Source organism: Acinetobacter pittii ANC 4050 (assembly GCF_000399685.1).
Taxonomy (GTDB): Bacteria; Pseudomonadota; Gammaproteobacteria; order Pseudomonadales; family Moraxellaceae; genus Acinetobacter; species Acinetobacter pittii_E.
In genome coordinates this window covers 2,373,917-2,399,129 of the sequence record NZ_KB976987.1, presented here as the reverse complement: position 1 = coordinate 2,399,129, position 25,213 = coordinate 2,373,917, and the positions used below count along the sequence as shown (strand labels likewise).

At 39.8% G+C, this 25,213-nt stretch carries 24 protein-coding genes and 4 tRNA genes; 24 read left to right on the top strand and 4 right to left on the bottom strand.

Annotated features, from left to right (window positions below):
• Positions 1 to 8 precede the first annotated feature (8 nt).
• Positions 9 to 1,259 carry a putative pilus assembly protein FilE gene (gene filE, locus F931_RS22410; RefSeq protein ID WP_016142141.1) on the top strand — a complete coding sequence of 417 codons (1,251 nt, stop codon included), beginning with the start codon at positions 9 to 11 and terminating at the stop codon, positions 1,257 to 1,259.
• Positions 1,260 to 1,271: 12 nt separating this feature from the next.
• Positions 1,272 to 3,281, top strand: coding sequence for a putative pilus system protein FilF (locus F931_RS15060; protein WP_080649505.1), 2,010 nt, complete (start codon positions 1,272 to 1,274; stop codon positions 3,279 to 3,281).
• A 56-nt stretch (positions 3,282 to 3,337) separates the two neighbouring features.
• Here F931_RS15060 and F931_RS15055 read toward each other — a convergent pair whose 3' ends face one another.
• Positions 3,338 to 3,886 (bottom strand): NUDIX hydrolase, encoded by a 549-nt coding sequence (locus F931_RS15055; protein ID WP_002115876.1) that lies wholly within the window; start codon positions 3,884 to 3,886, stop codon positions 3,338 to 3,340.
• 114 nt (positions 3,887 to 4,000) lie between these two features.
• Between F931_RS15055 and nudL the strand changes: the two genes are divergently transcribed.
• From nudL to fghA, 6 genes are all read left to right on the top strand, one after another.
• Positions 4,001 to 4,627 carry a CoA pyrophosphatase gene (nudL, locus tag F931_RS15050; RefSeq protein ID WP_080649504.1) on the top strand — a complete coding sequence of 209 codons (627 nt, stop codon included), beginning with the start codon at positions 4,001 to 4,003 and terminating at the stop codon, positions 4,625 to 4,627.
• 22 nt (positions 4,628 to 4,649) lie between these two features.
• Positions 4,650 to 5,177 (top strand): gamma carbonic anhydrase family protein, encoded by a 528-nt coding sequence (locus F931_RS15045; protein ID WP_080649728.1) that lies wholly within the window; start codon positions 4,650 to 4,652, stop codon positions 5,175 to 5,177.
• A gap of 133 nt (positions 5,178 to 5,310) precedes the next feature.
• The gene (gene tsaB / locus F931_RS15040) at positions 5,311 to 5,976 is read left to right on the top strand and encodes a tRNA (adenosine(37)-N6)-threonylcarbamoyltransferase complex dimerization subunit type 1 TsaB (RefSeq protein WP_016142137.1); all 666 of its coding nucleotides are present in this window, start codon (positions 5,311 to 5,313) and stop codon (positions 5,974 to 5,976) included.
• Positions 5,977 to 5,985: 9 nt separating this feature from the next.
• Entirely contained in the window at positions 5,986 to 6,777 is a 792-nt protein-coding gene (locus tag F931_RS15035; protein WP_016142136.1) for a class I SAM-dependent methyltransferase, read from the top strand.
• 136 nt (positions 6,778 to 6,913) lie between these two features.
• Positions 6,914 to 8,365, top strand: coding sequence for a C13 family peptidase (locus tag F931_RS15030; RefSeq protein WP_005071224.1), 1,452 nt, complete (start codon positions 6,914 to 6,916; stop codon positions 8,363 to 8,365).
• The gene (fghA, locus tag F931_RS15025; protein WP_016142135.1) at positions 8,334 to 9,179 is read left to right on the top strand and encodes an S-formylglutathione hydrolase; all 846 of its coding nucleotides are present in this window, start codon (positions 8,334 to 8,336) and stop codon (positions 9,177 to 9,179) included. The genes F931_RS15030 and fghA overlap by 32 nt, the downstream gene beginning before the upstream one ends.
• Here fghA and F931_RS15020 read toward each other — a convergent pair whose 3' ends face one another.
• A complete protein-coding gene (locus tag F931_RS15020; RefSeq protein ID WP_004794449.1) occupies positions 9,180 to 9,452 on the bottom strand; it encodes a DUF2218 domain-containing protein in 273 nt (90 codons plus the stop codon).
• Positions 9,453 to 9,636: 184 nt separating this feature from the next.
• On the opposite strand from F931_RS15020, the gene rpe reads away from it, so the two are divergent.
• The 14 genes from rpe (at position 9,637) to F931_RS14950 (ending at position 19,809) form a co-directional block, all read left to right on the top strand.
• Positions 9,637 to 10,323 (top strand): ribulose-phosphate 3-epimerase, encoded by a 687-nt coding sequence (gene rpe, locus F931_RS15015; protein WP_000043044.1) that lies wholly within the window; start codon positions 9,637 to 9,639, stop codon positions 10,321 to 10,323.
• A gap of 355 nt (positions 10,324 to 10,678) precedes the next feature.
• On the top strand, positions 10,679 to 11,500 hold the full coding sequence (gene supH, locus F931_RS15010) for a Cof-type HAD-IIB family hydrolase (protein WP_016142134.1): 822 nt from the start codon (positions 10,679 to 10,681) through the stop codon (positions 11,498 to 11,500).
• A 103-nt stretch (positions 11,501 to 11,603) separates the two neighbouring features.
• Positions 11,604 to 11,999 carry a hypothetical protein gene (locus tag F931_RS15005; protein ID WP_016142133.1) on the top strand — a complete coding sequence of 132 codons (396 nt, stop codon included), beginning with the start codon at positions 11,604 to 11,606 and terminating at the stop codon, positions 11,997 to 11,999.
• 41 nt (positions 12,000 to 12,040) lie between these two features.
• On the top strand, positions 12,041 to 13,978 hold the full coding sequence (pcoA, locus tag F931_RS15000; protein ID WP_016142132.1) for a copper resistance system multicopper oxidase: 1,938 nt from the start codon (positions 12,041 to 12,043) through the stop codon (positions 13,976 to 13,978).
• Positions 13,965 to 14,720 carry a copper resistance protein B gene (gene pcoB / locus F931_RS14995; RefSeq protein ID WP_016142131.1) on the top strand — a complete coding sequence of 252 codons (756 nt, stop codon included), beginning with the start codon at positions 13,965 to 13,967 and terminating at the stop codon, positions 14,718 to 14,720. The genes pcoA and pcoB overlap by 14 nt, the downstream gene beginning before the upstream one ends.
• 28 nt (positions 14,721 to 14,748) lie before the next feature.
• Complete coding sequence (locus F931_RS14990; protein ID WP_016142130.1) at positions 14,749 to 15,744, top strand: cation efflux transmembrane domain-containing protein; 996 nt, start codon at positions 14,749 to 14,751, stop codon at positions 15,742 to 15,744.
• A gap of 149 nt (positions 15,745 to 15,893) precedes the next feature.
• Positions 15,894 to 16,214, top strand: a complete 321-nt coding sequence (gene sugE / locus F931_RS14985) for a DMT family transporter (protein ID WP_004703760.1) — start codon at positions 15,894 to 15,896, stop codon at positions 16,212 to 16,214.
• 11 nt (positions 16,215 to 16,225) lie between these two features.
• Complete coding sequence (gene ogt / locus F931_RS14980) at positions 16,226 to 16,705, top strand: methylated-DNA--[protein]-cysteine S-methyltransferase (RefSeq protein ID WP_016142129.1); 480 nt, start codon at positions 16,226 to 16,228, stop codon at positions 16,703 to 16,705.
• Positions 16,706 to 16,837: 132 nt separating this feature from the next.
• The gene (gene argJ / locus F931_RS14975) at positions 16,838 to 18,058 is read left to right on the top strand and encodes a bifunctional glutamate N-acetyltransferase/amino-acid acetyltransferase ArgJ (RefSeq protein WP_016142128.1); all 1,221 of its coding nucleotides are present in this window, start codon (positions 16,838 to 16,840) and stop codon (positions 18,056 to 18,058) included.
• Positions 18,059 to 18,202: 144 nt separating this feature from the next.
• The gene (gene nadA / locus F931_RS14970; RefSeq protein ID WP_016142127.1) at positions 18,203 to 19,267 is read left to right on the top strand and encodes a quinolinate synthase NadA; all 1,065 of its coding nucleotides are present in this window, start codon (positions 18,203 to 18,205) and stop codon (positions 19,265 to 19,267) included.
• 142 nt (positions 19,268 to 19,409) lie between these two features.
• Positions 19,410 to 19,486 (top strand) — tRNA-Pro (locus F931_RS14965).
• A 56-nt stretch (positions 19,487 to 19,542) separates the two neighbouring features.
• Positions 19,543 to 19,619: transfer RNA gene (locus tag F931_RS14960), tRNA-Arg, on the top strand.
• A gap of 33 nt (positions 19,620 to 19,652) precedes the next feature.
• Positions 19,653 to 19,728, top strand: a tRNA-His gene (locus F931_RS14955).
• Positions 19,729 to 19,732: 4 nt separating this feature from the next.
• Positions 19,733 to 19,809 (top strand) — tRNA-Pro (locus F931_RS14950).
• 169 nt (positions 19,810 to 19,978) lie between these two features.
• Here F931_RS14950 and add read toward each other — a convergent pair.
• A complete protein-coding gene (add, locus tag F931_RS14945) occupies positions 19,979 to 20,974 on the bottom strand; it encodes an adenosine deaminase (RefSeq protein ID WP_025470374.1) in 996 nt (331 codons plus the stop codon).
• A gap of 402 nt (positions 20,975 to 21,376) precedes the next feature.
• Between add and F931_RS14940 the strand changes: the two genes are divergently transcribed.
• Positions 21,377 to 22,552: a zinc-binding dehydrogenase gene (locus tag F931_RS14940; protein WP_016142125.1), complete on the top strand. Its 1,176-nt coding sequence runs from the start codon at positions 21,377 to 21,379 to the stop codon at positions 22,550 to 22,552.
• 89 nt (positions 22,553 to 22,641) lie between these two features.
• Here the strand turns inward: F931_RS14940 and gcvA are convergent, their stop codons facing one another.
• On the bottom strand, positions 22,642 to 23,589 hold the full coding sequence (gene gcvA / locus F931_RS14935; protein WP_016142124.1) for a LysR substrate-binding domain-containing protein: 948 nt from the start codon (positions 23,587 to 23,589) through the stop codon (positions 22,642 to 22,644).
• A gap of 245 nt (positions 23,590 to 23,834) precedes the next feature.
• Between gcvA and gcdH the strand changes: the two genes are divergently transcribed.
• A complete protein-coding gene (gene gcdH, locus F931_RS14930) occupies positions 23,835 to 25,055 on the top strand; it encodes an acyl-CoA dehydrogenase (protein ID WP_016142123.1) in 1,221 nt (406 codons plus the stop codon).
• The last annotated feature ends 158 nt before the right edge of the window (positions 25,056 to 25,213 follow it).

The following is a 25,213-nucleotide window of genomic DNA, read 5'->3' as shown; positions in this document are numbered from 1 at the left end:
GCAAACGGATGTCTCGACCTAGATTTGCTATTGCGATTTTTTTTGTTGCAATAGCAAGTGTTTCTGTATCTTACGCAGACGGTTTTTATACGATTATTGGTCCTGATGGTCGACCAATGATTGTTCCGAGTAAAAGGGTGGAACAAACTGTTGCACCGTCTAAAGTATTAACACATCCAGAGATAAAGGCGACTCGTCCAGAACAACAAGTATTGCCAGAAACATCTTTAAAATCAAAAGACTTGCCTAAATTAATTAAAAAGTCTTCCAATACTGCACCAACTGCACCAACTGCACCAACTGCACCAACTGCACCAACTGCACCAACTGCACCAACTGCACCAACTATCTCGATAAATAAACAATCTACAGTTTCAAAACAAGCAAAACTCAGTAAAGAAAAAACAGAAGTTATTGATCAAAAGTCCACTTTAGAAACTAGTAAAGAAAAAACATTAATCAAGGATTCTGTTTCCCAACAAAAGATTGAAGAAAAAGTAGAATCGAATTCAGTTCAAACCTTGTCTAAGAATGTCGTTACTTCATCAACACCGGTAGCACCAAAAAAGGATGAGACGAAGTACACTACAATTGATGGTGTGGAATACGTCAATAACGAATATTTAGAGAATCAAGAGTTTAATCTAGAAGGAAAAAAACGTTTTTATATTATGCCTGACGGTTTAGGTCGTACTGAATCTATTGAGCGTAAAAAAGGCGTCGGTCAATCTATCCTTGATAACGTATTACATCGATCTCATGAAGACCAGATCTCTTCTGTGGTATTAGCTCCTACGTATGTGAGACTATCGCACAAAGAGTTGGCAAGCACTTTTGAAAACGATTTGTGTTTTATTAATGGCTATAAAAAATCAATTAAAAAACTGACCCAAAATAAAGAAGTGGGGTTATGGCCGAGAAAACCTCTTAAAGAAAAGTTTGAATACGAAGTCGTAAAAATAGATTCTTCTATTAAGAATATACAAGTGGCTTCTTATGCTACAACAAATGACAAGCCTACATATTATTGGCCTCTTGCAGTTTTCTTAGATGAAAAAGGTTGTGTCTTGGAAGGTGCTAGCGGTTTTAAAAGTAAGTCTTATCCTGCGACGATTTTACAACATGCCTCAATTTCAGGTGTTTTACAGGTACCAGAACGTACACATTATATTATGTTAACGCCTTTATCTTCGGCTGTAGATATGCCGGATCAAGAGCTATCTAATCAGGGACAAATTAAAATTTCGGTATTACGTTAAAAATAAATAGGAATGATGATGAGTAAAAATTTTTTATTACCTTTTGCATTATCCACATTGGCAATTGTATTAAATGGTTGCGGTGGTGGTGGCTCAACAATTAATGAAGATCCTACTCAGGGTGGAGGTGAGATTCCAACCACTAATTTGGATTGTAAAGCTGCTAATATTTCAGATGAGTCTTGTTTAAACTTTGAATTAAATTATCCAGTTGCTGGATTGAATTTTGATTGTAGTTTATCACCGAATCAGCATTATATTACTAAATTGGTGGGTAACTCGGTTGGTGGTGCTTGTAGTATCAGTAGTAGTAAATCTGATGAAACAATTACGCTTTATCTACAAGGTAGTAATACCCACAAGATTGCGTTAGGTACGATAAAACTCGATACATTAGGAAAATACGGAACAACACATTTAACAGTTTTGGACATGGCAACAGCATTAACTGGCCAACCTCCAGCTTCAATGAGTAGTTCTGATCCAACGATTAAAGTGGCAATCGCTTTAGTTAAGTTATTCCAAAGTATTGGCGTTGAACGTCGCGATAATGTGGTGGGAGATTTACAACCAACCCAATTTACTCAAGATAAGAAAAACCTGTTGACGAGTTTGACACAAGATATAACCGCAACAGAATGGAAAAATGGACAATATGCAACTCTTCTCAAACCTTGGTTAGATGTAAGCAAAGTGTCTGATGCACAAGCTTATGCACTTGTAGTTCAAGTAACGAACTTAGCAAATGCTGCATTATTCCAGGCAACTGAAGCAACTTATGCAGGATTTGCAGATCCTGTAAGTTCACCGCTTCCACTCGGTTTTTATGGCTGTAATCAGGCATTAACAGATTGCTTTAATAAATCTACCACTAATTTACGTCATATGATGGCTAATATGTTCATGCTGACTGACCGTGAAGGTTATGCAATGGGATATGGTCTGCAATGGCGCGGTGATGCTACTTTCTATAAAGATGATAAAGGAAACGTGACTGGTGTTGCTCCACCAGTTTTATTGTGGACCAAAGCAAAACCAATGCAAATGCTGGTTGCTACCCAACAAAATGGCTGGCTCAACCCAATTTCAAAAGATATTCAATCGACTCAGCCATTACGTTTGAGCGTTGATAGCAATGTGAATAATGATTTGCAAATCTATCAAGGTAAGTTTATGAATGATTATGCTGTTGCGGGTAGTGAAGGTTTTTATAAGCAATTAACACGTTCAACAACAGGGAATATTCAGCATTATGGTTTATGGCGACAAACAGTAGGCACAGAAAACTATAAGGGTTCACTTGATATTATTAAAGCCAATCCAATTAGTTATCTTGGAAAAGAAATCTTTAAGACAGCAGCTAATGTGAGTTCTGGTCAACGTTATGTCTTCCCATTATATGCAACCTTAACATTCAGATTTGATACGACAGGGATAGCTCCTATCGATTTAGGTATTGTTGTTAATGAAAAGGGAGATATTCGTACGGATATTAAACCAAATGCAACTGCAACAGATATGTCTGGTCAATGCGCAACAGTAGCAGACAATAGCTTAATTGATAGTAATGGAGTACAACAATATAGACTTGGTACTACTGGAGGAACGCAGTCATCTGAAAATGATAGCTCTATTCCTGTTCGTATGATTTTATCACACCCTCAGTTAGGTAACCTTAATGGGATTTTGATGGGACTTAACTCTGTAATCAAACCAGATTCTGACCCAGAAGATAAGATAGATGACTCAATTTCAGTGGGTGGCGCTAAGATTAACCTCTATAATCTATTAGCAGGTCAAAACAGCAGTAGTAGTATTAATTTAAGTGATTATGACAACAAGACTGCGCGTTGGGTTAATCTGTATGCTTTCTATCAAGCTGTCTATAATAATATTAAGGATATTAGTCCTGCACCAACAGATGAAGAAAAAGCATTAGCACAACGTATTACTGGAACCGTGTCAATTAAACTTGCCGATCAGTCTATTCCAGCTTGTAAAGCAATTAAAACTAAATCTTAAAATATTAAACAAATAAAAAAAGACCGCTTAGCGGTCTTTTTTTATTATCTAATTAATTAACCCGTATGATCTAAACGAGTACCTAAAGTTTCAAGATGTGTTGGGAAAACTTGTTTTTTACGATCTTCAAAATAGTGTCTTAGGGTATGTTCGACACTAGGGAAGGCTAGTTCTCCCCATGGGATTTCATGCTCTTCAAATAGACGACTCTCGATACTTTCTTCACCTGCACCAAAAATGCCATCTTTCAGCTGCGCTTTGAAAAGTACATAAATTTGGCCAATACGCGGAATATTGTACATACAGTAGAGTTGTTCTATTTCTATCTCAGCTTCTGCTTCTTCACGAGTTTCACGTGCTGCGCCTTGTTCCATGGTTTCGAACAATTCCATATAACCAGCAGGTAATGTCCACAAGCCATAACGAGGTTCAATCGCACGACGACAGAGTAATACTTTGTCTTCCCATAACGCTAAGGCACCGCAAATTACTTTGGGATTTTCATAGTGAATATTTCCACAATGAGTACAAACACGGCGTACTTTATGATCACCTAAAGGAATTTTTTGTTCGGTTTTATGCCCACACGCTACACAGAAACTCATAATTATCATCGAGTATAGAGATGCCTCAGCATAACTGAATTTTTAGACTTACGCATCAACTCTATTCCCTAAGTTTGATTTTCAGATATGATGCAAAGAGAGACAGAATAATAGGTGAAAGGTATGGAAGAGCACTTGCTAACACAAAAGTTACAGCAAAGATTGCGCTTTTCCACCCGCATACAAGAAGCACAAGCAGCAGTACTCATTGCAATTACGAATGAGAATAATCCAAAGGTACTGCTTACACGCCGTTCAATACATATGAACAACCATGCGGGGGAAGTTTCTTTTCCGGGTGGAAAGCGTGATCCTAGTGATACCAGTAATATTGTTGTAGCGTTAAGAGAAGCTCAGGAAGAGACAGCTTTAAATCCGTTTGATGTACAGTTGTTAGGTGATTTGCCGATGCAACGTGCAAGAAGCGGTTTGTCTGTAAAACCAATCGTTGGGCTTATTCCTCCAGAGGTGACTTTAATACCTCAGCCCACCGAAATTGATCGAATTTTCTTTGTCCCGTTACAGCAACTTATCGAGACGCGTCCGACACCCTATGAAGTACGGTATGCCCATCAGTCTTTATATTTTCCGAGCCTACAGATTGATAATGAAATTATCTGGGGTTTAACTGCTCGTATGTTGGTTGCGCTGTTTAAATATGGATTAGGCTATCAAAAAGATTGGCCATTTTTACTTAACTCACCAACCTTTGGAATGCCAAAGTTTTCTCATAAAAAATAAAGATCAGGATTGATAAATTATGATGTATAGCTATCAAGGCCAGCACCCAAAAGCCTTACATGAGCCATGGGATGGTTGGGTTGCTCCAACTGCAACGCTTATTGGGCAGGTAGAACTAGGCCGTCAGGTCAGTATTTGGTTTGGTGCGGTAGTGCGTGCTGATAACTGTGTAGTTCGAATTGGTAATTTTTCTAATATTCAAGAAAATTCTGTATTACATACCGATGCTGGACTTGAGTTAAATATTGGTGAATATGTCACGGTCGGTCATAAAGTCATGCTGCATGGTTGTACGATTGGTGATAATAGTTTGATTGGTATGAACGCCGTAATTTTAAATCGGGCTGTGATTGGTAAAAATTGTATTATCGGTGCTAATGCTTTAATTCCTGAAGGGAAGGTGATTCCAGATAATTCAGTGGTGATGGGCTCACCTGGCAAAATTGTCAAAACTTTAGATGAAGATGGCGCTGCAAAAATACGATTGAGTGCATTGCATTATGCAGAGCACTTTAAGAACTATGCAGATTTAAAAGAATTCCACTTTTAAAATTTGAGTAAGATATGTTCTATGCCAAGCACAAGCTTGGCATTTTTATTTAGAGAGAGAACAACTCGCCTATCAGAGCCGAGTGGGGTATCATAACCCTCGTTTTTAATCTGATTTAATACTAAGGTTGTGCATGAAATTGCTGGCGTTGGAAACTGCAAATGAGCAGTGTTCTATTTCATTAGTCGATGAAACCCAAGAACTGTTTTTTCAACTCGATACGCGGGCGAAAGCACAAACCCAGACCATTTTGCCCATGATTGAGCAGGGGCTACAAGAAACAGGTCTTGAAGTTGCTGGTTTAGATGCAATTGCCTTTAGCCGTGGGCCAGGTTCTTTTAGTGGTGTCCGAATTAATGCAGCTGTGACTCAGGCATTGGCATGGTCACAAGATTTACCAGTCATTCCAGTTTCTACTTTACAAGCTTTAGCTCAAGCGGCATACCGACTTGAAGGTTTGGAACAAGTGACTGCGGTTCTTGATGCGCGTATGAATGAAGTTTATATCGCAAGTTTTGTTCTAAATGAACAAGGTATCATGCAGTGTATTGATGAAGAAAAATTAATGGGCTATGAGCCAGCAGCTGTTTACGCAAAGCATTGCTTAATTGGTTCGGGCGCAAAACTACTTCAAGCTGATGCTGAGCATCAAACAATCACCGCAACTGCACAAGATATTGCTTCGATTGCACGTGTTTATGCATCGCAAAAGCAGTGGGTTGATGCCGAACATGCTTTGCCAGTTTATTTACGTGATGATGCATGGAAAAAAATAGCAGATCAGGGTAAAGCAAAATAAAGGCTAATCATGCACATATATTTTGAAATTGATTTTCAAGAACAAGCACAGCACTACCAAGCTGTGCTTTATTCTAGAGGTGTGACTGTCGATTTGCAGTTAGTTGAAAAACTGAATGCACGTTTTTTACGTTTAAATCCTGAGTTGGCACTGTGTGTAGATGAAAATGGATTATGGCTATCTGCAAACGGCATGAAAATGCAGCCCGACTGGAAAGCTGAAATTCCCCGTTTAAAGCGTGCAAGTCTTAAATCAGAAATGATTGCCCGTGCTTGTCAGTTAAGTGAAAAACCCATACTTGTTGATGCTACAGCAGGCTTAGGCCACGATAGCTTGCTCATGGCTTATCTAGGCGCACAAATACAATTGGTTGAACGCCATCCAATTTTGTTTACCTTACTTGAAGATGCAAAAGCACAAGCTGAACAAGATAGTTTTTTAAGCCAGTTTATGGATCGGATTCAACTGATCTTTGCTGATTCTGCAACTTATTTACAACAGTTACAGCAGGAAGCCCAAACGGTTGATGTGGTGTATTTAGATCCGATGTTTCCGCAGCGTGACCAGAATCACCAAGCCATCAAAAAACAAGCTCAAGTCAAAAAACAGATGCAGCTTTTACATCTTCTTTTACCCGAAGATGGTGAAATGGATTTAGGGGATAATTTGCTGGTTTTGGCGCAGAAAGTTGCTAAACGTGTAGTTGTTAAACGGCCACGTCATGCTATTTTTTTGGCAAATCAAGAGCCAGCTCATCAATGGCAAGGAGATGCTTGTCGTTTTGATGCGTATTTTCAGTAGGCTTATGTAAGGTTAGGTTTTATTGCTTGAATAATGCACAAATATATGTGATATAGTTCAAAAGCATGATTGCTAAAATTCTTAGCAGGCATACACTTAAGATGCCTGTCAAAAACGAAATTTTTGAAAACCTTCTATGATTGATCTTAAACCCTCCATTAACTTTTGGCATGATTTTAAAAGCAACCAAATTGCCGGAATGTGGCTGTTTTTGGGGTCAAGACGTTCTTTACAGATAGTGCATCCATCTATCCTTCAGCTCATTGTTTGGGGGATTTTAGGAGGGTGTACCAACTCTCTTTATAGTTGGCTTGTGGCGGGTCAAATCGGTGATTTCAATTCACAAGGTTTAATTGGTTATGCACTTTGGCCATTCATTGCCTTAATTGTTGGTATTTTCTTATCACAGCGAACCAATCAACCTCGCTTAATGCTAGTACCTGCTTTATTGTGGTTGGTTCTAGATACTAATATCTTATTAATCCAATGTTTAATTCAATATTTAGGTTCTAACGGTTATCTCAACTTTATTCCCGATGCTATTTATAACGGAATATTGCCGAGCTTATTTGTAGCTTTGTTTGTATGGCAAAGTTTAGCGGTAATTTGGGTTTTCTCACGTGAGCTCAAGTGGCCTTGGTGGGAACGTGCACTGGTTATGGTTGCGACTATTGCAACGATGGTGGTGTGGCAACTTTCTGTAAAAGACCAACCGATTTGGAAGGTAGAAGATTCTGCTCCAACGTTTGCTGAAGATGCTTTTTATGCTCAAAGTAAACTATTAAATGATTCTTTGGAGCAAGTCCAATATGGTGAACTTGCTAAGAGTCATTGGTATTTTTTAGGTGTTGCTGGCGATAGTTATCAAGACGTTTTTAAATCGGAAGTGGTCCGTATTAAAGAACAGTTTGATACACGCTTTGGAACGATTGGGCGTTCAATGATGCTGGTCAATAATCCAGACACCCGCACAGAAATTCCGATTGCATCTAAAACAAGTATCGAGTTAGCCCTACGCCGTATGGGCCAGCAAATGAACCGTGATAGTGATGTGCTATTTCTATATATGACTTCACACGGTGAACAAAATCATTTTGAAATTGAAAATGCACCACTAGATTTAGGACAAGTCGATCCGAAATGGTTGCGAGAAACACTTGATAAATCTGGTATTCGCTGGCGTGTAATTGTGATCTCAGCCTGCTATTCAGGAAGTTTTATTCCTGCTTTACAGTCTCCAGATACTTTAATTATTACTGCTTCAGCTGCTGATAAAACTTCTTTTGGGTGTAATAACGAAGCTGACTATACCTATTTTGGTCGAGCTTTCTTTGATTTGGCGATGCGAGAGCAATCGTCGATGAAAGATTCGTTTAACACAGCTAAGCAAACTGTAACCAAATGGGAAGTGGCTCAAGGTGTTGAACCTTCAGAGCCTCAGTGGATGATCGGTAAAAATATGGAACTTATGCTACCTCAGTTGGAAAAATATCTATTTCCTCAACAAAATACGGGTAGTGTAGATATTGCTCAAACAAAAACAGAGGCTAAAAACGATGCAACTCCTGCAAAAAAACCGCTGCTTTGAGGGCGAGCAGCGTATATACCAATTTGAATCTTCTTATTTAAAAGGATCAGCTAAGTTTGGTGTTTATTTGCCACCGGCAGCTTTAGAAGGTAAAGCTTGCTCAACTTTATTTTACTTAGCTGGTTTAACGTGTACTGAAGAAACCTTTGCCATAAAAGCGCATGCACAGCATATGGCAGCACAACTAAGCCTCATACTGATTACACCTGATACTTCTCCTCGTGGAGAACAAGTCGCAGCAGGGGATCATTGGGATATTGGGCAAGGCGCGGGCTTTTATATTAATGCAACACAAGCACCTTGGTCTGAGCATTATCAAATGGAAAGTTATTTAATAGATGAGTTATACCCACTCATTTTAAAAAGCTTTCCTGTAAACGCTCAACAAGTCGGTATCTTTGGGCACTCAATGGGTGGTCACGGTGCATTAACTTTAGCGTTTAAATATCCAGAAAAGTTTAAGTCGGTATCTGCTTTTGCTCCGATCTGTGCACCAACTGAATGTGCATGGGGAGACAAAGCCTTTAGCCATTATTTGGGTGCAGACCGCGAAAGCTGGTTGGCTCATGATGCCACAGCGTTGGTCTCAAAAAATGGGGCAGTATTTGACGAAATTTTGGTTGATCAGGGCTTAGATGACCAATTTTATGAACAACTTCACCCTGAAAAATTTAAGCAAGCATGTTTAAAAGCGGGACAGCCTTTAACTTTAAGACAACATGCTGGTTATGACCATGGCTATTACTTTATTCAAACCTTTATGGATGAGCACTTACAGTTTCATGCAATCCAGTTAGAAAAGGTCGGCGGCTAATTAGTGCTGCCACTCCACCTGAAATTCTTGTTGAGCCATACGGTTTAGATGATCAAGGACAACTTTTTCTAAGTGGTCGTGGTCATCTAATTGGCTATCAATAGCAACATTTAACTGCTCTGTTTCTGGTGCAAGTGTAATCGTTGCTGTAGGCATTAAGATTTTAAAGTCTTGTTCAGTTTCTTGTACTTCGAACTTGTGTTTCCAATGATTAACCAGACGTTTTGCAATGCGTTTTCCATCGTTTGTTAATAGATAAGTTGTGCTTTTCATTATCAATCCTCACATTGGTTTAATGTACCTTAACAAATTCGTTTAGACGTTAGCATTCTATTGTTGCAACGTTACGTTTCAAGTTTGAAATGTTGTCATTTAAACAAGGAAGCGCGGGCCAAGTAGTTTCTTTTTTGTTATAATTTTAAGCCTCTCCTTAAATTTTTAGCCAGGTCATTCACCTATGTCCAAGCCCTACTTAATTGCTCCTTCTATTTTATCTGCCGATTTTGCTCGTTTAGGCGAAGATGTAGACAAAGTGTTAGCCGCAGGTGCCGATGTAGTACATTTTGATGTGATGGATAATCACTACGTTCCAAATTTAACTTTTGGTGCAGGTGTATGTAAGGCTTTAAAAAATTATGGGATTACAGCGCCAGTTGATGTGCATCTAATGGTATCTCCAGTTGACCGAATTATTGGAGACTTTTTGGAAGCTGGTGCAGATATTATTACATTCCACCCAGAAGCATCTCACCACATTGATCGTTCATTACAGCTGATTAAGTCTGGTGGTGCTAAAGCAGGCTTAGTTTTCAACCCAGCAACGCCATTGCACTATCTTGATTATGTACTTGATAAAGTTGACCAAATTTTATTAATGAGTGTAAACCCTGGTTTTGGTGGACAAAAGTTCATTCCAATGACTTTAGAAAAATTACGTGAAGCTCGTAAAATCATTGATGCAAGTGGTCGTGATATTCGTTTAGAAGTTGATGGTGGTGTTGGTCCTGCAAATATCCGTGAAATTGCAGAAGCTGGGGCAGATATGTTTGTTGCAGGTTCAGCAATTTTTGGCCAACCAGATTATAAAGTTGTGATTGATCAAATGCGTGCAGAACTTGCAAAAGTAGGTAGCGTAGACGCTTAAAAAAGATATTGATCTGAGAATAAGCTTGTGGATAACTTTGTTTATAACTGTATGGATAACTGTGTTGATAACCGTATGGATAAGATGTTGGTAAAATAAACAAAATTAGATCAACCGTTTATTCTCTAGACAAAAATGATGAAAAAAGAACGTTTTGGCGTTCTTTTTTTATGCGCACTGTATATTTTATTATCTGGTTTTTTATTAAGCTTTACTAAAAAATAACCTGTGTAAAAAACGAGATGGCTCTGTGTAAAACTTTTTGTGAATAGTTCGGTATAAAACTGTAAAAGTGTCATGAAAAATAAAGCTAAATTTGTTTTAATAAGATTTTAGCCAGAGATTTAGATAATTAATGTCGATAAAAATTTTAGCGGTAGATATGGATGGGACTTTTCTTAATTCTAAGAAGCAGTACAACAAAACACGTTTTTTAAATCAGTATGAACAATTAAAACGAAATAATATTCATTTTGTGGTCGCAAGCGGAAACCAACTCGCAAAGCTTATTACCTATTTCCCAGAAATTAGTCATGAAATTACTTTTATTGCAGAAAATGGTGCGCACGTTGTAGATGCAGGACAAGAGTTAGCATTTGCTCATTTAAGCCAAGAACAATTTACTGAAATTTTAAAAGCGATTGACTCTACATATATTTCTAAAATGGTCATTTGTGGGAAACAAAGTGCTTATGTACATCGCAGTATGAACGCAGAGGACTATGCCAAAGTCGCTCGATATTTTGAAAAGCTGACAGTTGTAGATGACTTTTATGCACTAGATGACTTGGTATGTAAAATTACCTTTACTGCCGATGAGAATGAAAGCTTTACGATTTTTGAACATTTCCAGAAGCAAAGTTTTGTGAAAGATAAGGTCTTAGTACCTGTTTCAAGTGGTTTTAATTTTATTGATTTAATCCTTCCAGACCAACATAAAGCCCATGGTTTAAAGCTATTACTACAAAAATGGCAGGTTGAACCTGATCAGGTAGTCGCGATTGGTGATAACAATAATGATATTCAGATGATTAAAGCTGTGGGGTATGGGTTTGCAGTTGAAAATGCAGTAGAAGCTTTAAAAGCTGTAGCTCCTTATGCAACTGTAAGTAACGAGCAAGAGGGGGCATTACATGTGATTGATTTAGTGCTTCAGCAACAAACACCATTTTCTTAATCACTTAAAAACAAACAGTTAGGAATGAAAATTGTATCTGTTTTAAAACTTGGTTATGCTAATGGAGTTAAGATTAATCGTCGGTTCTAGGCAATAAACTCTAATGACTCTACAACACTTACGCAAGTATGCTTGGTTTGTGTTCCTAATGACTTTGGTCATTGGGTGGAGTGGCGTGTCTATTGCTCAGACGCCGAAGCAGCATAATCTTCCTACTATGCCGTGTCATAGTGAAAAAATTTCGCATAACAATATGCATAGTCATGCTAGTGATCAAGCCATATGCCATGAGTCTATGGGTCAGGTTTCTCACTCGCATGGTGAGCATTGTCAGGACTGTAACCCAGTTCATTGTCAGATTGTGAATCTGGCATTACAGCATGCATTACCGGATCTTGAATCACAATTCATTCCTATTTCCTCTCAATTTAGCAGTATTTATCAGGCTCAGCATTTAGCCGGATACTGGCAAGAGATTTTACGCCCACCTAAAGCTTAATCCTTTCTTACTTATTTTTTTAATTAAAAAGGATTACAGCAATGTCTCATAAAACAATTAGCAGCCTCGTCGCTGTATTTGGTCTATTGGTTTCACCATGGACTCTTGCCGCAATTAAGGAATATCACCTGAATATTAATGAACAACAGGTGAATATTACGGGTCAACCGCTAAAACGAATTACCGTAAATGGAAAATTTATAGCCCCACTTCTTGAGTTTGAGGAAGGAGATGAGGCAGTGATTCATGTTCATAACCAATTAAAGAATCAAGACACGTCTTTACACTGGCATGGGTTATTACTGCCAGGGTTAATGGATGGTGTGCCGGGTTTTAATAATTTCAAAGGAATCGCGCCAAACGGAGATTTTGTTTACCGCTTTAAGGTGAAACAAAACGGTACTTATTGGTATCACGCCCATAGTAAAGGCCAAGAGCAAGATGGTTTATATGGCCCGCTCGTGATTTACCCAAAAGGGAAAATACCCGTAGCTGCACATGAAAAAATTGATCGTGATTATGTAGTGATGCTTTCAGATTTTCATCATTCTTCTAGCGATAGCATTATGAAGAATTTGAAAAAATCTGCTGAGTATTATCAAAACCGCCGTGAAACCGTATCGGATGTTTGGAAGCAAGTTAAAGCACAAGGCTTAAAAGCAACTTGGCAAGATCGTTCGATGTGGAATCAGATGCGGATGTTAAAAACCGATATGTCTGATGTGACGGGCTATACTTTCTTAGTCAACGGTAAGACACCACAGCAAAACTGGACAGGTAATTTTAAAGCTGGCGAGAAGGTTCGATTACGATTTATTAATGCATCGGCAATGTCATTCTTTGACGTTAGAATCCCAAATTTGAAAATGACAGTTGTAAGTGCAGATGGGCAGCCAGTTAAGCCTGTGGCAATTGATGAGTTTCGTATTGGTACAGCCGAAACTTACGATGTCATTGTAGAACCTAAACAGGCGAATTATCAGATTGAAGCAGAGTCTATTGATCGTAATGGTTTTGCCATCGGTACTTTGCATAATGAAAATACTCAGGCGGTTGGTCCAATTCAAATGCCAGAGCCACGTCCACGCGCTTTATTGACTATGGACGATATGGGCATGAGCCATGGTGATGGGGCGAGTGATAAACATGCTGGCCATCAAATGAAAATGCAACATGACATGTCGACTATGTCTGACATGAAAAAAGAGGCGGGCCAGACTAATCATGATCATGCAATGATGAGCATGGATCATGACATGAAAAATATGTCATCTAGCCAACATGATTATTCTATGATGCAAATGAAGCACGACATGTCAGCGATGCCTGAAATGAAACATGATATGCAGGCAATGTCATCTAGCGAGCATGACCACGCTATGATGAATATGAATCATGAGATGCCGACTCAATCTGAGAATAAGCCTAAAAAGGATGAACCAGTTTATGGCTGGGCAAATGCTTCAACGCCAGCGGGTATGAAAGCACTGCAATATAGCGATTTGCAGTCTTTAAGTCCTCAACCAGATACACGTGCGCCAGAGCGAGAGTTAGTCATTCGTTTAGGCGGCAACATGGAGCGTTATATCTGGACTATTAATGGCAAGAAGTTTAGCGAAGCTGCGCCATTGCAAGTTAAATATGGTGAGCGTATCCGCTTGAAGTTTGTGAATGACAGCATGATGGCGCATCCAATGCATTTACATGGCATGTTCATGCAATTGGAAAATGGTCAGCAAGCTGAAAACTTACCAAATAAACATACCGTTATTGTTCCGCCAGGAAAGACCGTTACTGCGTTGCTGACAGCCGATGCCTTAGGAGAATGGGCGATTCATTGCCATCTGCTCTATCACATGAGTGCAGGCATGATGAATAAATTGATTGTGGCTCAAGTCAACGATGAGCAACAACCCGCTCAGACCCAGCCAACTGTTCAATCTGAAAATGAAAAAGGAGCTAGTCATGCGCATCACTAAGTTATTTTCTCAAATGATATGTTGCGGTGTTTTCTCTGGCATCTCTATATTTAGTTTTGCTCAAGACCCCTTAACGCATGATCATTTACGTGAACATGGTGGACAGGTTTATCAAGCAACAAAAATTGATACTGGCTGGATTCAAAATGAAGAAGGAGAAGGTAGTTTTTCATCTGAATTAGAAACTTGGGTGGGAACGGATGAAAACAAATTGTTCATTAAAGCCCATGTTGATAAAGCCGAGTCGGAAGATGCTAATTACGGCGGTTCAGTACTTTACAGTCGAAATATAGCTGACTATTGGGATGTACAGGCTGGGGTAAACTACGAGCGTTCGCAGAGGGAAGATGAAAAGCAAGATCGCTGGGCTGGTGTAGTAGGTTTACATGGCATGGCACCTTACTTTTTTGAAACTGATGCTTATCTTTATGCAGGTGAAGATCAGCTATGGAAGTTAAGTTTAGAAACGGAAAGGGACTTACTCTTTACACAAAAGTTAATTGGTAAACCTTATTTAAAAGCAGATGTTATTTTGCAAGATGAATCTCGCTATGCAAGTAAAACAGGTTTATCACGTTTACAAGCTGGTTTTCAAACCCGTTATGAAATCAACAAAAAAGTGATGCCGTTTGTTGATGTTGGTTACGATTATGAAAAAGGTTTAAAACAAACTGCTTGGCAAACTGGAACCGACTCTGAACATGGTTGGTATTATGGAGCAGGGTTAACACTTAAGTTCTAATTGCCGAACAAAAATTAAGCTTAATGACATGCCATTGGTTTATACTAATGGCATTGTTTTTTGTGTCAGTTATGGTGCACAGATGGCTTTAGAAAAACAACAGAATCAAATACATTTAAGTAAAACTAGTTCTAGCTGCGGGTGCTCAAGCGTACCGTCTCAGGAGTATTCTACTCCTAGTGAACCTGTGACTAAAAAGAGTCAATGGGTAAGTTATTATCATATTCCTCGTATGGATTGTGCAGCCGAAGAGCAAATGGTGAGGATGGCTTTGGCCTCTTACGCTGACGATATCCAAGAGCTTCATTTTGACTTGCCAGCACGACATTTGGCGATTTATCACAGTGTTCAAGCTGAAATGATTACTCAAAGTCTACAGCGTTTAGGGCTAGGGGCCGAACTACAACAAACACAGCCACATTATGAACCCATTGAAAAACCAAAAAAGGTACGAGCCAGTTCTTCAAGTAATGCAGCACAAAAGCAAGTTTTACAATGGTTGTTGCTGATTAATGGGGTCATGTTTGTCATTGAGTTGATGGCAGGCATTATTGCTTCATCGACAGGGTTAATTGCTGACTCGCTTGATATGTTTGCCGATGCTGCAATTTATGGCATTGCTTTATTTGTGGTAGGTAAAAATCTAGATGCACAATTAAAGGCTGCGCATCTTTCTGGATGGTTTCAGTTCGCTTTAGCCATGATTGTGTTAATCGATGTATTGCGCCGTTTTATGTATGGCAGTGAACCTGTTTCAATTCTCATGATTTTAATTGGCGGATTAGCGCTTGCTGCCAATATTAGTTGCCTTTATTTAATGAGAGACCATAAGGAGAGTGGGGCACATATGAAGGCGAGTTATATCTTTTCTGCAAATGATGTCATCGTAAACTTGGGTGTGATTGTCGCGGGAATATTGGTTGCCATAACAGGCTCTCGTTATCCTGATTTGATTATTGGATTAATTATTGTTTTGTTTGTCTTAAATGGTGCACGAAAAATTTTACAGTTAAAAAGTGAATAAGATTCTCTAAGACAGGCGAGCTTTAGATAGGGTTTGCCTTCATTTTTTATTTTAAAGTAAACTGAGTCCTCACATAAAGGAGGAACGACCTCCCCCATAATGGGTAATCATGTCGGGACGACCTGACACTATAAAAATTAGTGAATGTTATGGCTTGGGCTATTTTAATTTTAGCAGGTGTATTTGAAATCATTTGGGCATATTCTATGAAAATGTCCGAAGGTTTTACCCGTTTAACCCCTAGTATTATTACCGTAGTTTTTATGATTTTGAGTGTAGTTCTACTTTCAATTTCAATGAAAACATTACCCCTTGGTACTGCCTATACGGTTTGGACAGGAATTGGCGCAATTGGGTCATTTTTAGTCGGTATTTTCTTTCTTCATGAGCCTATTGGTGCTATGCGAATGATTGCCGCTGTCTTGATTGTGTCAGGTTTGGTTTTAATGAAAATTTCATCGCCGTCTTAAGAGAATAAACTATGTTGCTGTCTTATAAGTATATCAATTCGCCTGTTGGGCAATTAAAGCTAGTTGCGAATGAAAATGCTTTGGTGGCAGTACTCTGGGACAATGAAAATCCAAAACGTGTTCGGTTGGCCGAGCTGGTCGAACAACTTGAACATCCCGTTTTATTAAAGACCGAACAACAATTAGAAGAATATTTTGAAGGTAAGCGCCGTGAGTTTACATTGCCACTAGATTTTGAAGGGACTGCATTTCAAAAGCTGGTCTGGTCTGCTTTACTGACCATCCCTTATGGTGAAACAAGAAGTTATAAAGATATTGCTGTTCAAATTGGAAATGAAAAAGCGGTGAGAGCAGTGGGCGCGGCAAATGGCAAAAACCCGATTTCAATTATTGCACCTTGTCACCGAGTCATTGGTGTGGGTGGTGCTTTAGTGGGTTTTGCTGGCGGGCTTGATAAGAAAGATATTTTATTAAAACTAGAGCAACAATGAGCAGTTTTTGCGCTCGATTTTTTTAGACTTTTCTACTAAGCTGTCAATTATGATATTTCATAAGGCTGGTGCTTTACTGCATCACTTTTTTGAAATATTGATCTTATTCAACAAACTTTGGATGTTCTAAAAATGGCTGTCGGTGACGTAACAATGCCACAAATGCATGTGGTAAAAGGTGTAAAAATTGGCTCAACAGAAGCATACGTACGTTACCAAAACCGACGAGATTTAGTCATTTTTGAGTTTGCAGAAGGTTCAAATGTTGCTGGTGTATTTACTCAAAATGCATTTTGTGCAGCGCCAGTTCATGTCTCTAAAGCCCATCTTGCCGAAGGTAACCCTCGTTATTTAGTGATTAATACGGGTAATGCCAATGCGGGAACAGGGTCTACGGGTTTGAAAAATGCTCAGGATACTTGCGCGAAGTTAGCGGAGCTTGCTGGAGTAAACAGTTTTGAAGTTCTTCCATTTTCTACGGGTGTGATTGGTGAACAGCTTCCAATGGAGCGTTTACTTGCTGGGTTGCAGCCGGCATTAAATACTTTGCAAGATACGGCTTGGAATGATGCTGCATCTGGCATCATGACGACAGACACCGTACCTAAAGGTGCATCTGAACAATTTGAGCTTGATGGCATTACTTATACCATGACAGGTATTAGTAAAGGTGCTGGAATGATTCGGCCGAACATGGCAACCATGTTGAGCTTTGTGGCAACAGACGCACCTATTCGCCGTGATTTAGTACAAAAACTATTAAAGACAACGGTTGAGCATTCATTTAACCGTATTACGATTGATGGCGATACTTCAACAAATGACTCTTGTATTTTTGTGGCAACTGGTCAGGCTGGTGGTGCTGAAATTACATCGGAAAGCGATGCACGCTACGCTAAAGTGTTAGAAGTACTTGCTCGTGTAATGAATCGTTTAGCACAGTTAATTGTCCGTGATGGCGAAGGCGCGACGAAGTTTATTACTGTGGTTGTAGAAGGCGGCGCAAATACTCAAGAATGTTGTGACATTGCTTATAGTATTGCGCATTCACCACTGGTCAAAACTGCACTTTTTGCATCGGACCCGAACTGGGGACGTATTTTAGCTGCAATTGGCTATGCAGGAGTTAAAGACTTAGATGTGTCTAAAATTCAAGTGTGGTTAGACGACGTACAAATCTGTAAAGACGGCGGCGCAGCTGAGGACTATACCGAAGAAGCGGGCGCGCGCGTTATGGCTCAAACCGAAATTACCATTCGTGTTGATTTAGGACGTGGTCAGGCCAAAGACACGGTATATACCTGTGACTTATCTTACGACTATGTCAAAATTAATGCTGATTACCGTTCTTAAATATCAGTTATAATCAAGCCTCGACAAAGAGGCTTTTTTATTAGCCCCATCTTTTGATATTAAATGATTCAATCCATAAATCATTTAAGCAGTAACGTTATATGCGAGCAGGTATGCCAGCATGAAGGATAGAGAAGACGTTTTATGAGTGATGCGACTTTAATTGCCAACGATGCAAAAAACATTGTACAAGCGCATTTAGACCGTTTAGGTGAGCCAAAAGACAATCGCTTAAGTGAAGAAGCAAAACAACAAAAGTTTGCACAGATCGAAGCAGAGCTCAAAAAACGTGATGCTGTCCTTGTTGCTCATTACTATTGCGACCCCGAAGTACAAGAACTTGCCGAAAAAACAGGTGGATGCGTTTCTGACTCTTTAGAAATGGCCCGTTTTGGACGAGATCATGCTGCCTCAACACTCGTAGTTGCAGGTGTAAAATTTATGGGAGAAACAGCTAAAATTCTGTCTCCTGAAAAAACAATTTTAATGCCGACGCTTGAAGCAACCTGTTCACTTGACTTAGGTTGTCCAGTTGACGAGTTCACAGCATTTTGTGATCAGCACCCAGACCACACCGTAGTTGTCTATGCCAATACATCGGCTGCTGTTAAGGCACGGGCAGATTGGGTCGTGACTTCAAGTTGTGCAGTCGAAATTGTTGAGCATCTAGATAGCTTAGGTGAAAAAATTATTTGGGCACCAGATCAGCACTTAGGTCGCTATATTCAAAAGAAAACTGGTGCAGATATGTTGCTTTGGGATGGTGCGTGTATTGTGCATGAAGAATTCCGTGCACGTGGCATTGCCAACATGAAAGCACTATACCCAGACGCTGCGGTATTGGTACATCCAGAGTCACCAGAGTCGGTTGTAGAAATTGCAGATGCGGTAGGTAGTACTTCTCAACTGATTAAAGCTGCGCAGACTCTGCCAAATGAAAGACTCATTGTGGCAACAGACCGCGGTATTTTCTACAAAATGCAGCAAGCGGTGCCTAATAAGATTTTAGTTGAGGCACCAACAGCGGGTGAGGGAGCAACTTGTCGTTCATGTGCTCACTGTCCGTGGATGGCAATGAATGAACTCGACGGAATTTTAGAAGTTTTACAAAAAGGTGATCAGGAAATACACGTTGATCCAGCGCTTGCTGAACGTGCCAAAATACCTTTAGATCGAATGTTAGCCTTTAGCGCATCGATAAAACGTTAAAAAACCTCAAAATGCTTGTTAAATATACATTTGATAAGGATTTTTAACTTTTTTTGAGAATAGGTGTTGACGTCTGAGGGCGTCGCGCCTAGAATGCACACCGTACCGCACGATGTGCGATACAGCAAAAGCTGAGATAGATCGGAGCATAGCACAGCCTGGTAGTGCACCTGGTTTGGGACCAGGGGGTCGTAGGTTCGAATCCTACTGCTCCGACCACTTAAAATAATATTTTAAGATCGGCGAAGTATCGCATGATAAGCATCATCGGTTAAGCGCCTGTAGCTCAGTTGGATAGAGCATCCGCCTTCTAAGCGGATGGTCACAGGTTCGAATCCTGTCAGGCGCGCCATTCGGTAGCTTGGTACATAGAACTTATTTGATGGTGGATGTAGCTCAGTTGGTAGAGCCCTGGATTGTGATTCCAGTTGTCGCGGGTTCGAATCCCGTCATTCACCCCAATTTCGGAGCATAGCACAGCCTGGTAGTGCACCTGGTTTGGGACCAGGGGGTCGTAGGTTCGAATCCTACTGCTCCGACCATATTTAAAAGCGTTAAAGCTTTCTAAAATATCCCAAATATTAAAATCATTTCTTCTAGTCTTACAGATAGAAGGAATTTTTTTGTTTTCTAGTTCGAAATTTTAATTCATACATACTCCAATCTTTGAATTTCTTTATATAAGCTCTGTTCTCTGTTCTCTGTTCTCTGTTATTGATATTTTTGCCTTAACTCATCTTTTTCTTGTTCTGATAAGAATGCGACCTTTAGTCCATTTTCCTGAGCTGTATAAATTTGCTCAGGGCTTAAACCTGCCAGTGGGGCAGCAGTTAAATACTCATGTTGTATTTCAATACCTTCTACAGCAGGGTCATCCGTATTAATGGTGGCAAGCACACCATGTTCTAAAAATGTCTTTAATGGGTGCTCTGCTAAAGAAGGCACTGTGTTAGTTTGAATGTTTGAGGTTAAGCAAGACTCAATACCAATCTGGTGTTTAGCTAAATAATCTAAAAGTTTTAAATCTTGAACTGCTTTAACACCATGTCCAATTCGTTTAGCACCTAATTCTTCAATAGCTTGCCAAATACTTTCTGGGCCAGCCGCCTCGCCTGCATGTACCGTAATGTGCCAACCTGCATCACGTGCTTTTTTAAAGTGATCAATAAATAAGTTGCCCGGAAAACCAAGCTCATCTCCAGCGAGATCCAACGCTTTAATATCATTTTTATGGGCGAGTAGAGCATTTAACTCTTTTTCACAGGCTTCTTGACCAAAAGTACGGCTCATAATACCAATTAAATTCGCTTTTACCCCGTAAGCTTGACTGCCTTCTTTCACACCAGCAATAACTGCTTCGACAACACCTTCAAGGGGGAGTTGATGTGTCATTCCCATATAACCCGGTGAAAAACGCAGCTCTACATAATCTAGCCCTTGTTGTGCTGCATCTTGCATGTTTTCAAAAGCAATACGTTTGCAGGCATCTAGGCTCGCTAATACCTTTACGCCCCAATCGAGCTTTGATAAGAAACTTAATAAGTCAGGTTGGTTATCCATCACTTGTACATGCGGGCGTAAAGATTCAATGTCGTAGGCAGGTAAATCTAAATTGTATTGTTGCCCCAAGTCTAAAATGGTTTGAATGCGGATGTTGCCATCAAGATGACGGTGTATATCTGTAAGCGGGAGCGTTTTTGTAATCATAAATCTCTTCTTATCTGTTTGTATTAATTCATCATGCCTGTTTAAGAGTGCTGATAAAAGATTGGTTTTGCTATGTTTTTGTGAAAAGCGTTGAGTTGAGTTTTTTGAACTTACTATATTTGTATAAGTTTTAATTTTGATGACATTGTTCTGGCCTAAGAAGACAACGCAGTCTGTGTAAGATACGAGCATCATGATTTTTATTGTTTTTAATTTCGCTGAGCCTGTTTTTTGTTGACTCTTCAAGAGTGGATTGGCTGAAGAATGGTCATTGGTATTTTGCCTTTTAGTTGTAAAGATGAATAAAGGCTTGCTAAAGACCAAACTGATAAAGCGATTAATTTATCTGTAGAAATCTATTTCTGGCAAGTAAATGAAAAAGAAGAAATAGGAAGCACTCAAATGAAGTCGGTACTTTGTCATCAAGCAAAATTGCAAGTAGTGGACCAACCGAACTTAACGCCTGCAAAAGGGCAGGTGTTATTGGAAGTGGTGCGATGCGGGATCTGTGGTTCTGATTTACATATGCAGCATCACTGCGACCACATGCATGATTTGGCGGCACGTGTTGGGTTTAATGGTTTAGCGAAGTCTACAGACCCATTTGTACTAGGACATGAGTTCTGTGGCAAGGTTTTAGACTACGGCCCAAAAACACGTCGCAAATTTAAAGCCGATACACTTGTTTGTGCAATGCCGCTTTTAAATGTAGATCAACATGGTTATTTGTCTACAGGGCTTTCTCCAAATGCTTCCGGTGGTTATGCCGAGCAAGTATTGGCTCAATCGAGTTTGATGTTTGAAGTACCCAATGGCTTGGATGCTGATAGCGCCGCCATGACTGAACCTATGGCGGTTGCATTGCATGCTGTTCGCCGTAGCCGTGTGAAAACCAGTGAGCCTGCTATTGTGATTGGCTGCGGACCTGTTGGGCTAGGCGTTATATTAATGCTTAAAGCTGCGGGAGTTAAAACCGTGGTTGCCAGCGACTTTTCACCTAACCGCCGTAAGCTTGCTGAGCAATGCGGTGCCGATATTGTGGTAGACCCTAAAGAAACATCGCCATTTGCCAACTGGAAAGAATTTGGTTTGCTTGGCAATGTATCAGATGCGATTAATATGGGTATGGGGCTGTTTGATAAGTTGCAAGCGACACGCTTACCGTGGTGGCATGGATGGCGCATGATTGATAAATTAGGTGCTCTGCCAAAACGTCCTGTTATTTTTGAGTGTGTGGGTGTACCGGGTGTTTTACAGCAAATTATTGAAGGTGCACCTTTATTTTCCCGAATTGTTGGGGTGGGGGTATGCATGCAAAGTGACAGAATCGAACCCGCACTTGCGATTAATAAAGAGTTAGAAATTCAATTTGTGTTGGGATATACACCGCTTGAGTTTAGAGATGCGCTGCATATGATTGCAGAAGGTAAAGTGAACTGCTCACCGCTCATTACCGGTGTTGTCGGCTTAGAGGGTGTTACGAGTGCATTTGAAGCATTACGTGACCCTGAACAACATGCCAAAATCTTGATTGACCCTAAACTTAGCGGTTCAGATATTCAATTGATGAGTCATTAATTCAAAGTCATTTATGCTTAATTAAAAAGATTGTGATCTCATCAATTACAATCTTTTTTTATGTGTATAGAACGCACAAAGTGACTCAGCTAATTTGAATTGCTCTTTAGTTGTTCTAACTCTTGGTAAATCCACTCAACAAATTTTTGAATAGTCGGTGAGATGTCTTGGCTTGAGTGGATGAGATAGTACTTTCGGCTGCCTTTTAGTTTTTTATTAGAAACAATCACCAGTTCTTTTTTTTGTAGTTCAGATTCAATCAACATTTGCGGAATTAAAGCCATTCCCATGTCATGACTGGCGGCAACGGCAAGCATTGAAAATAACTCATGGCGCTGTCCATCAAAAGGCTTAGGGTGCTGCATGTGATGAGTAAGAAACCATTCTTGCCAAATGCTAGGTCGAGTGGTTTGTTGAAGTAGGGGAATTTTTAGCAAATCCTCGCAGCTTAAATCATAGGTATTTTCATTGATCATCACCGCATCTGGAAAATACTTTTCGATTAGCCTTGGTGAGCACACAGGTACAATTTCTTCATCCATTAAATAATGTGCTTGTATGCCGGGCCAGTGGTCAATTTGCTGCTGTGTACCCGCAAAAATAGCGGCATCAAAAATATTGTCATTAAATAAAAATGGCTTGGTACTGGTTTCTAAATGAACGGTAATTTCAGGATACTTTTGATTTAAAAGATGAAGTTTAGGTAACAGCCAGCGCGTTGCAAAGGTAGGAACGACGCCTAATTTTAGAGTTCCGCCTAAACCTTTGTGAGAAATCACATCGGCCGTACATTTCTCTAACCCCAATAAATAGGGCTTAATACTTTTGAAATATTGTTGTCCTGCAATGGTCAGCTCAACACCATGTCGAGTACGAATAAATAATTCAACTCCTAAGAAGTCTTCTAACTGCTGAATTTGACGAGAAACTGCACTTTGCGTAATAGATAACTCTTGCGCAGCATAGGTATAACTTAGATGTTTTGCTGCACTTTCAAAGCAAATCAGGCCCTGAATAGACGGGATGCTTCTTCGCATAGATAAATCCTTTTATTTGTCGTCATATTTCGAAAAAGCATATGACCTAAATGCAGAGATCAAAGTTTAGTATAAAAATAAGCCATTTTTAATGAAATACAATGAATTAAATATCTAAATTTAACGCGTCTTGTTTTAAATATGCGTAAGTTGCATATCTGCATGAACATTTATCGTTTGATTACTGCATTTTTCACGCATAACATCGAGTTAAAGAAAGAAGATCAAATCAAGCAGAGGATGCGATGAATCACATGGTGACAACAAAAAAAGCAAAAGTTCAATTTAACTGGCAAGACCCATTTTTAATTGAGCAGCAGCTTACCGAAGATGAGCGCATGATTCGTGATGCGGCTCATGCCTATTGCCAAGAACGTTTGCAACCCCGTGTACTTGAACAATTCCGTCATGAAAAAACAGATCCTTCTATTTTTCGTGAAATGGGAGAGCTTGGCTTACTTGGTCCAACCATTCCTGAGCAATATGGTGGCGCGGGTTTGAACTATGTGAGTTATGGTTTGGTTGCGCGTGAAATTGAATATGTTGACTCGGGTTACCGCTCTATGGCGAGTGTGCAAAGCTCATTGGTGATGGTTCCGATTCATGAATTTGGTACCGAAGAGCAAAAGCAGAAGTACTTACCTAAACTAGCTACGGGTGAATACATTGGTTGTTTTGGTTTGACTGAACCAGACCATGGTTCAGACCCGGGCAGTATGATTACCCGCGCTAAAAAAGTTGATGGTGGTTATCGTTTAACTGGCGCAAAAATGTGGATTACCAACAGTCCGATTGCCGATGTATTTGTCGTCTGGGCAAAAGAAGTTTCTGCTGAAGGCAATGTGGGTGATATTCGAGGCTTCATTTTAGAAAAAGGCTGGGAAGGTCTATCTGCACCTGCTATTCATGGCAAGGTCGGTCTACGTGCATCGATTACGGGTGAAATTGTCATGGATAACGTATTTGTACCTGAAGAGAATGCGTTCCCTGAAATTCGCGGTTTAAAAGGCCCATTTACCTGTTTGAACAGTGCCCGTTATGGTATTGCATGGGGCGCAATGGGAGCTGCCGAGTTCTGCTGGCATACTGCACATCAATACACCATGGACCGCAAACAATTTGGTCGTCCGTTGGCTGCAAATCAGTTAATACAAAAGAAACTGGCAGATATGCAAACTGAAATTGCATTAGGTTTGCAAGCGGCTTTACGTTTTGGTCGTATGAAAGATGAAGGCATTGCATCAGTTGAAGGTACATCTTTAATTAAGCGCAATAACTGTGGGAAAGCGCTTGATATTGCTCGTATGGCACGTGACATGATGGGTGGAAACGGCATTAGTGACGAGTTTGGTGTGGCACGCCATTTGGTTAACCTTGAAGTCGTAAATACCTATGAAGGCACACATGACGTTCATGCTTTAATTTTAGGCCGTGCGCAAACAGGCATTGCCGCATTTAGTAACTAACTCATTCATTTTTAAAAGATTGGGGTGTTCTTTCGAGAGCACCTTTAGGGATTTTTACGCAAAAATTTATGGAAAATGACAAGATTCATCGTAAGGATACTCATGTAAAGATGTGCCTCTGTGTACTTAAAACCAAATGTAAGATGATGAAAATATAG

Bases quoted from the DNA above. Each gene is read 5' to 3' on its own strand.
- ogt (WP_016142129.1), top strand. From the start codon at position 16,226: ATGTTGCTGTCTTATAAGTATATCAATTCGCCTGTTGGGCAATTAAAG.
- F931_RS15020 (WP_004794449.1), bottom strand. From the start codon at position 9,452: ATGAAAAGCACAACTTATCTATTAACAAACGATGGAAAACGCATTGCA.
- F931_RS14940 (WP_016142125.1), top strand. From the start codon at position 21,377: ATGAAGTCGGTACTTTGTCATCAAGCAAAATTGCAAGTAGTGGACCAA.
- argJ (WP_016142128.1), top strand. From the start codon at position 16,838: ATGGCTGTCGGTGACGTAACAATGCCACAAATGCATGTGGTAAAAGGT.
- gcvA (WP_016142124.1), bottom strand. From the start codon at position 23,589: ATGCGAAGAAGCATCCCGTCTATTCAGGGCCTGATTTGCTTTGAAAGT.
- F931_RS15030 (WP_005071224.1), top strand. From the start codon at position 6,914: ATGATTGATCTTAAACCCTCCATTAACTTTTGGCATGATTTTAAAAGC.
- fghA (WP_016142135.1), top strand. From the start codon at position 8,334: ATGCAACTCCTGCAAAAAAACCGCTGCTTTGAGGGCGAGCAGCGTATA.
- F931_RS15060 (WP_080649505.1), top strand. From the start codon at position 1,272: ATGATGATGAGTAAAAATTTTTTATTACCTTTTGCATTATCCACATTG.
- tsaB (WP_016142137.1), top strand. From the start codon at position 5,311: ATGAAATTGCTGGCGTTGGAAACTGCAAATGAGCAGTGTTCTATTTCA.
- F931_RS14990 (WP_016142130.1), top strand. From the start codon at position 14,749: ATGCCATTGGTTTATACTAATGGCATTGTTTTTTGTGTCAGTTATGGT.
- supH (WP_016142134.1), top strand. From the start codon at position 10,679: ATGTCGATAAAAATTTTAGCGGTAGATATGGATGGGACTTTTCTTAAT.
- gcdH (WP_016142123.1), top strand. From the start codon at position 23,835: ATGAATCACATGGTGACAACAAAAAAAGCAAAAGTTCAATTTAACTGG.
- pcoA (WP_016142132.1), top strand. From the start codon at position 12,041: ATGTCTCATAAAACAATTAGCAGCCTCGTCGCTGTATTTGGTCTATTG.
- sugE (WP_004703760.1), top strand. From the start codon at position 15,894: ATGGCTTGGGCTATTTTAATTTTAGCAGGTGTATTTGAAATCATTTGG.
- F931_RS15045 (WP_080649728.1), top strand. From the start codon at position 4,650: ATGTATAGCTATCAAGGCCAGCACCCAAAAGCCTTACATGAGCCATGG.
- rpe (WP_000043044.1), top strand. From the start codon at position 9,637: ATGTCCAAGCCCTACTTAATTGCTCCTTCTATTTTATCTGCCGATTTT.
- F931_RS15035 (WP_016142136.1), top strand. From the start codon at position 5,986: ATGCACATATATTTTGAAATTGATTTTCAAGAACAAGCACAGCACTAC.
- filE (WP_016142141.1), top strand. From the start codon at position 9: ATGTCTCGACCTAGATTTGCTATTGCGATTTTTTTTGTTGCAATAGCA.
- add (WP_025470374.1), bottom strand. From the start codon at position 20,974: ATGATTACAAAAACGCTCCCGCTTACAGATATACACCGTCATCTTGAT.
- F931_RS15055 (WP_002115876.1), bottom strand. From the start codon at position 3,886: ATGAGTTTCTGTGTAGCGTGTGGGCATAAAACCGAACAAAAAATTCCT.
- pcoB (WP_016142131.1), top strand. From the start codon at position 13,965: ATGCGCATCACTAAGTTATTTTCTCAAATGATATGTTGCGGTGTTTTC.
- nadA (WP_016142127.1), top strand. From the start codon at position 18,203: ATGAGTGATGCGACTTTAATTGCCAACGATGCAAAAAACATTGTACAA.
- F931_RS15005 (WP_016142133.1), top strand. From the start codon at position 11,604: ATGACTCTACAACACTTACGCAAGTATGCTTGGTTTGTGTTCCTAATG.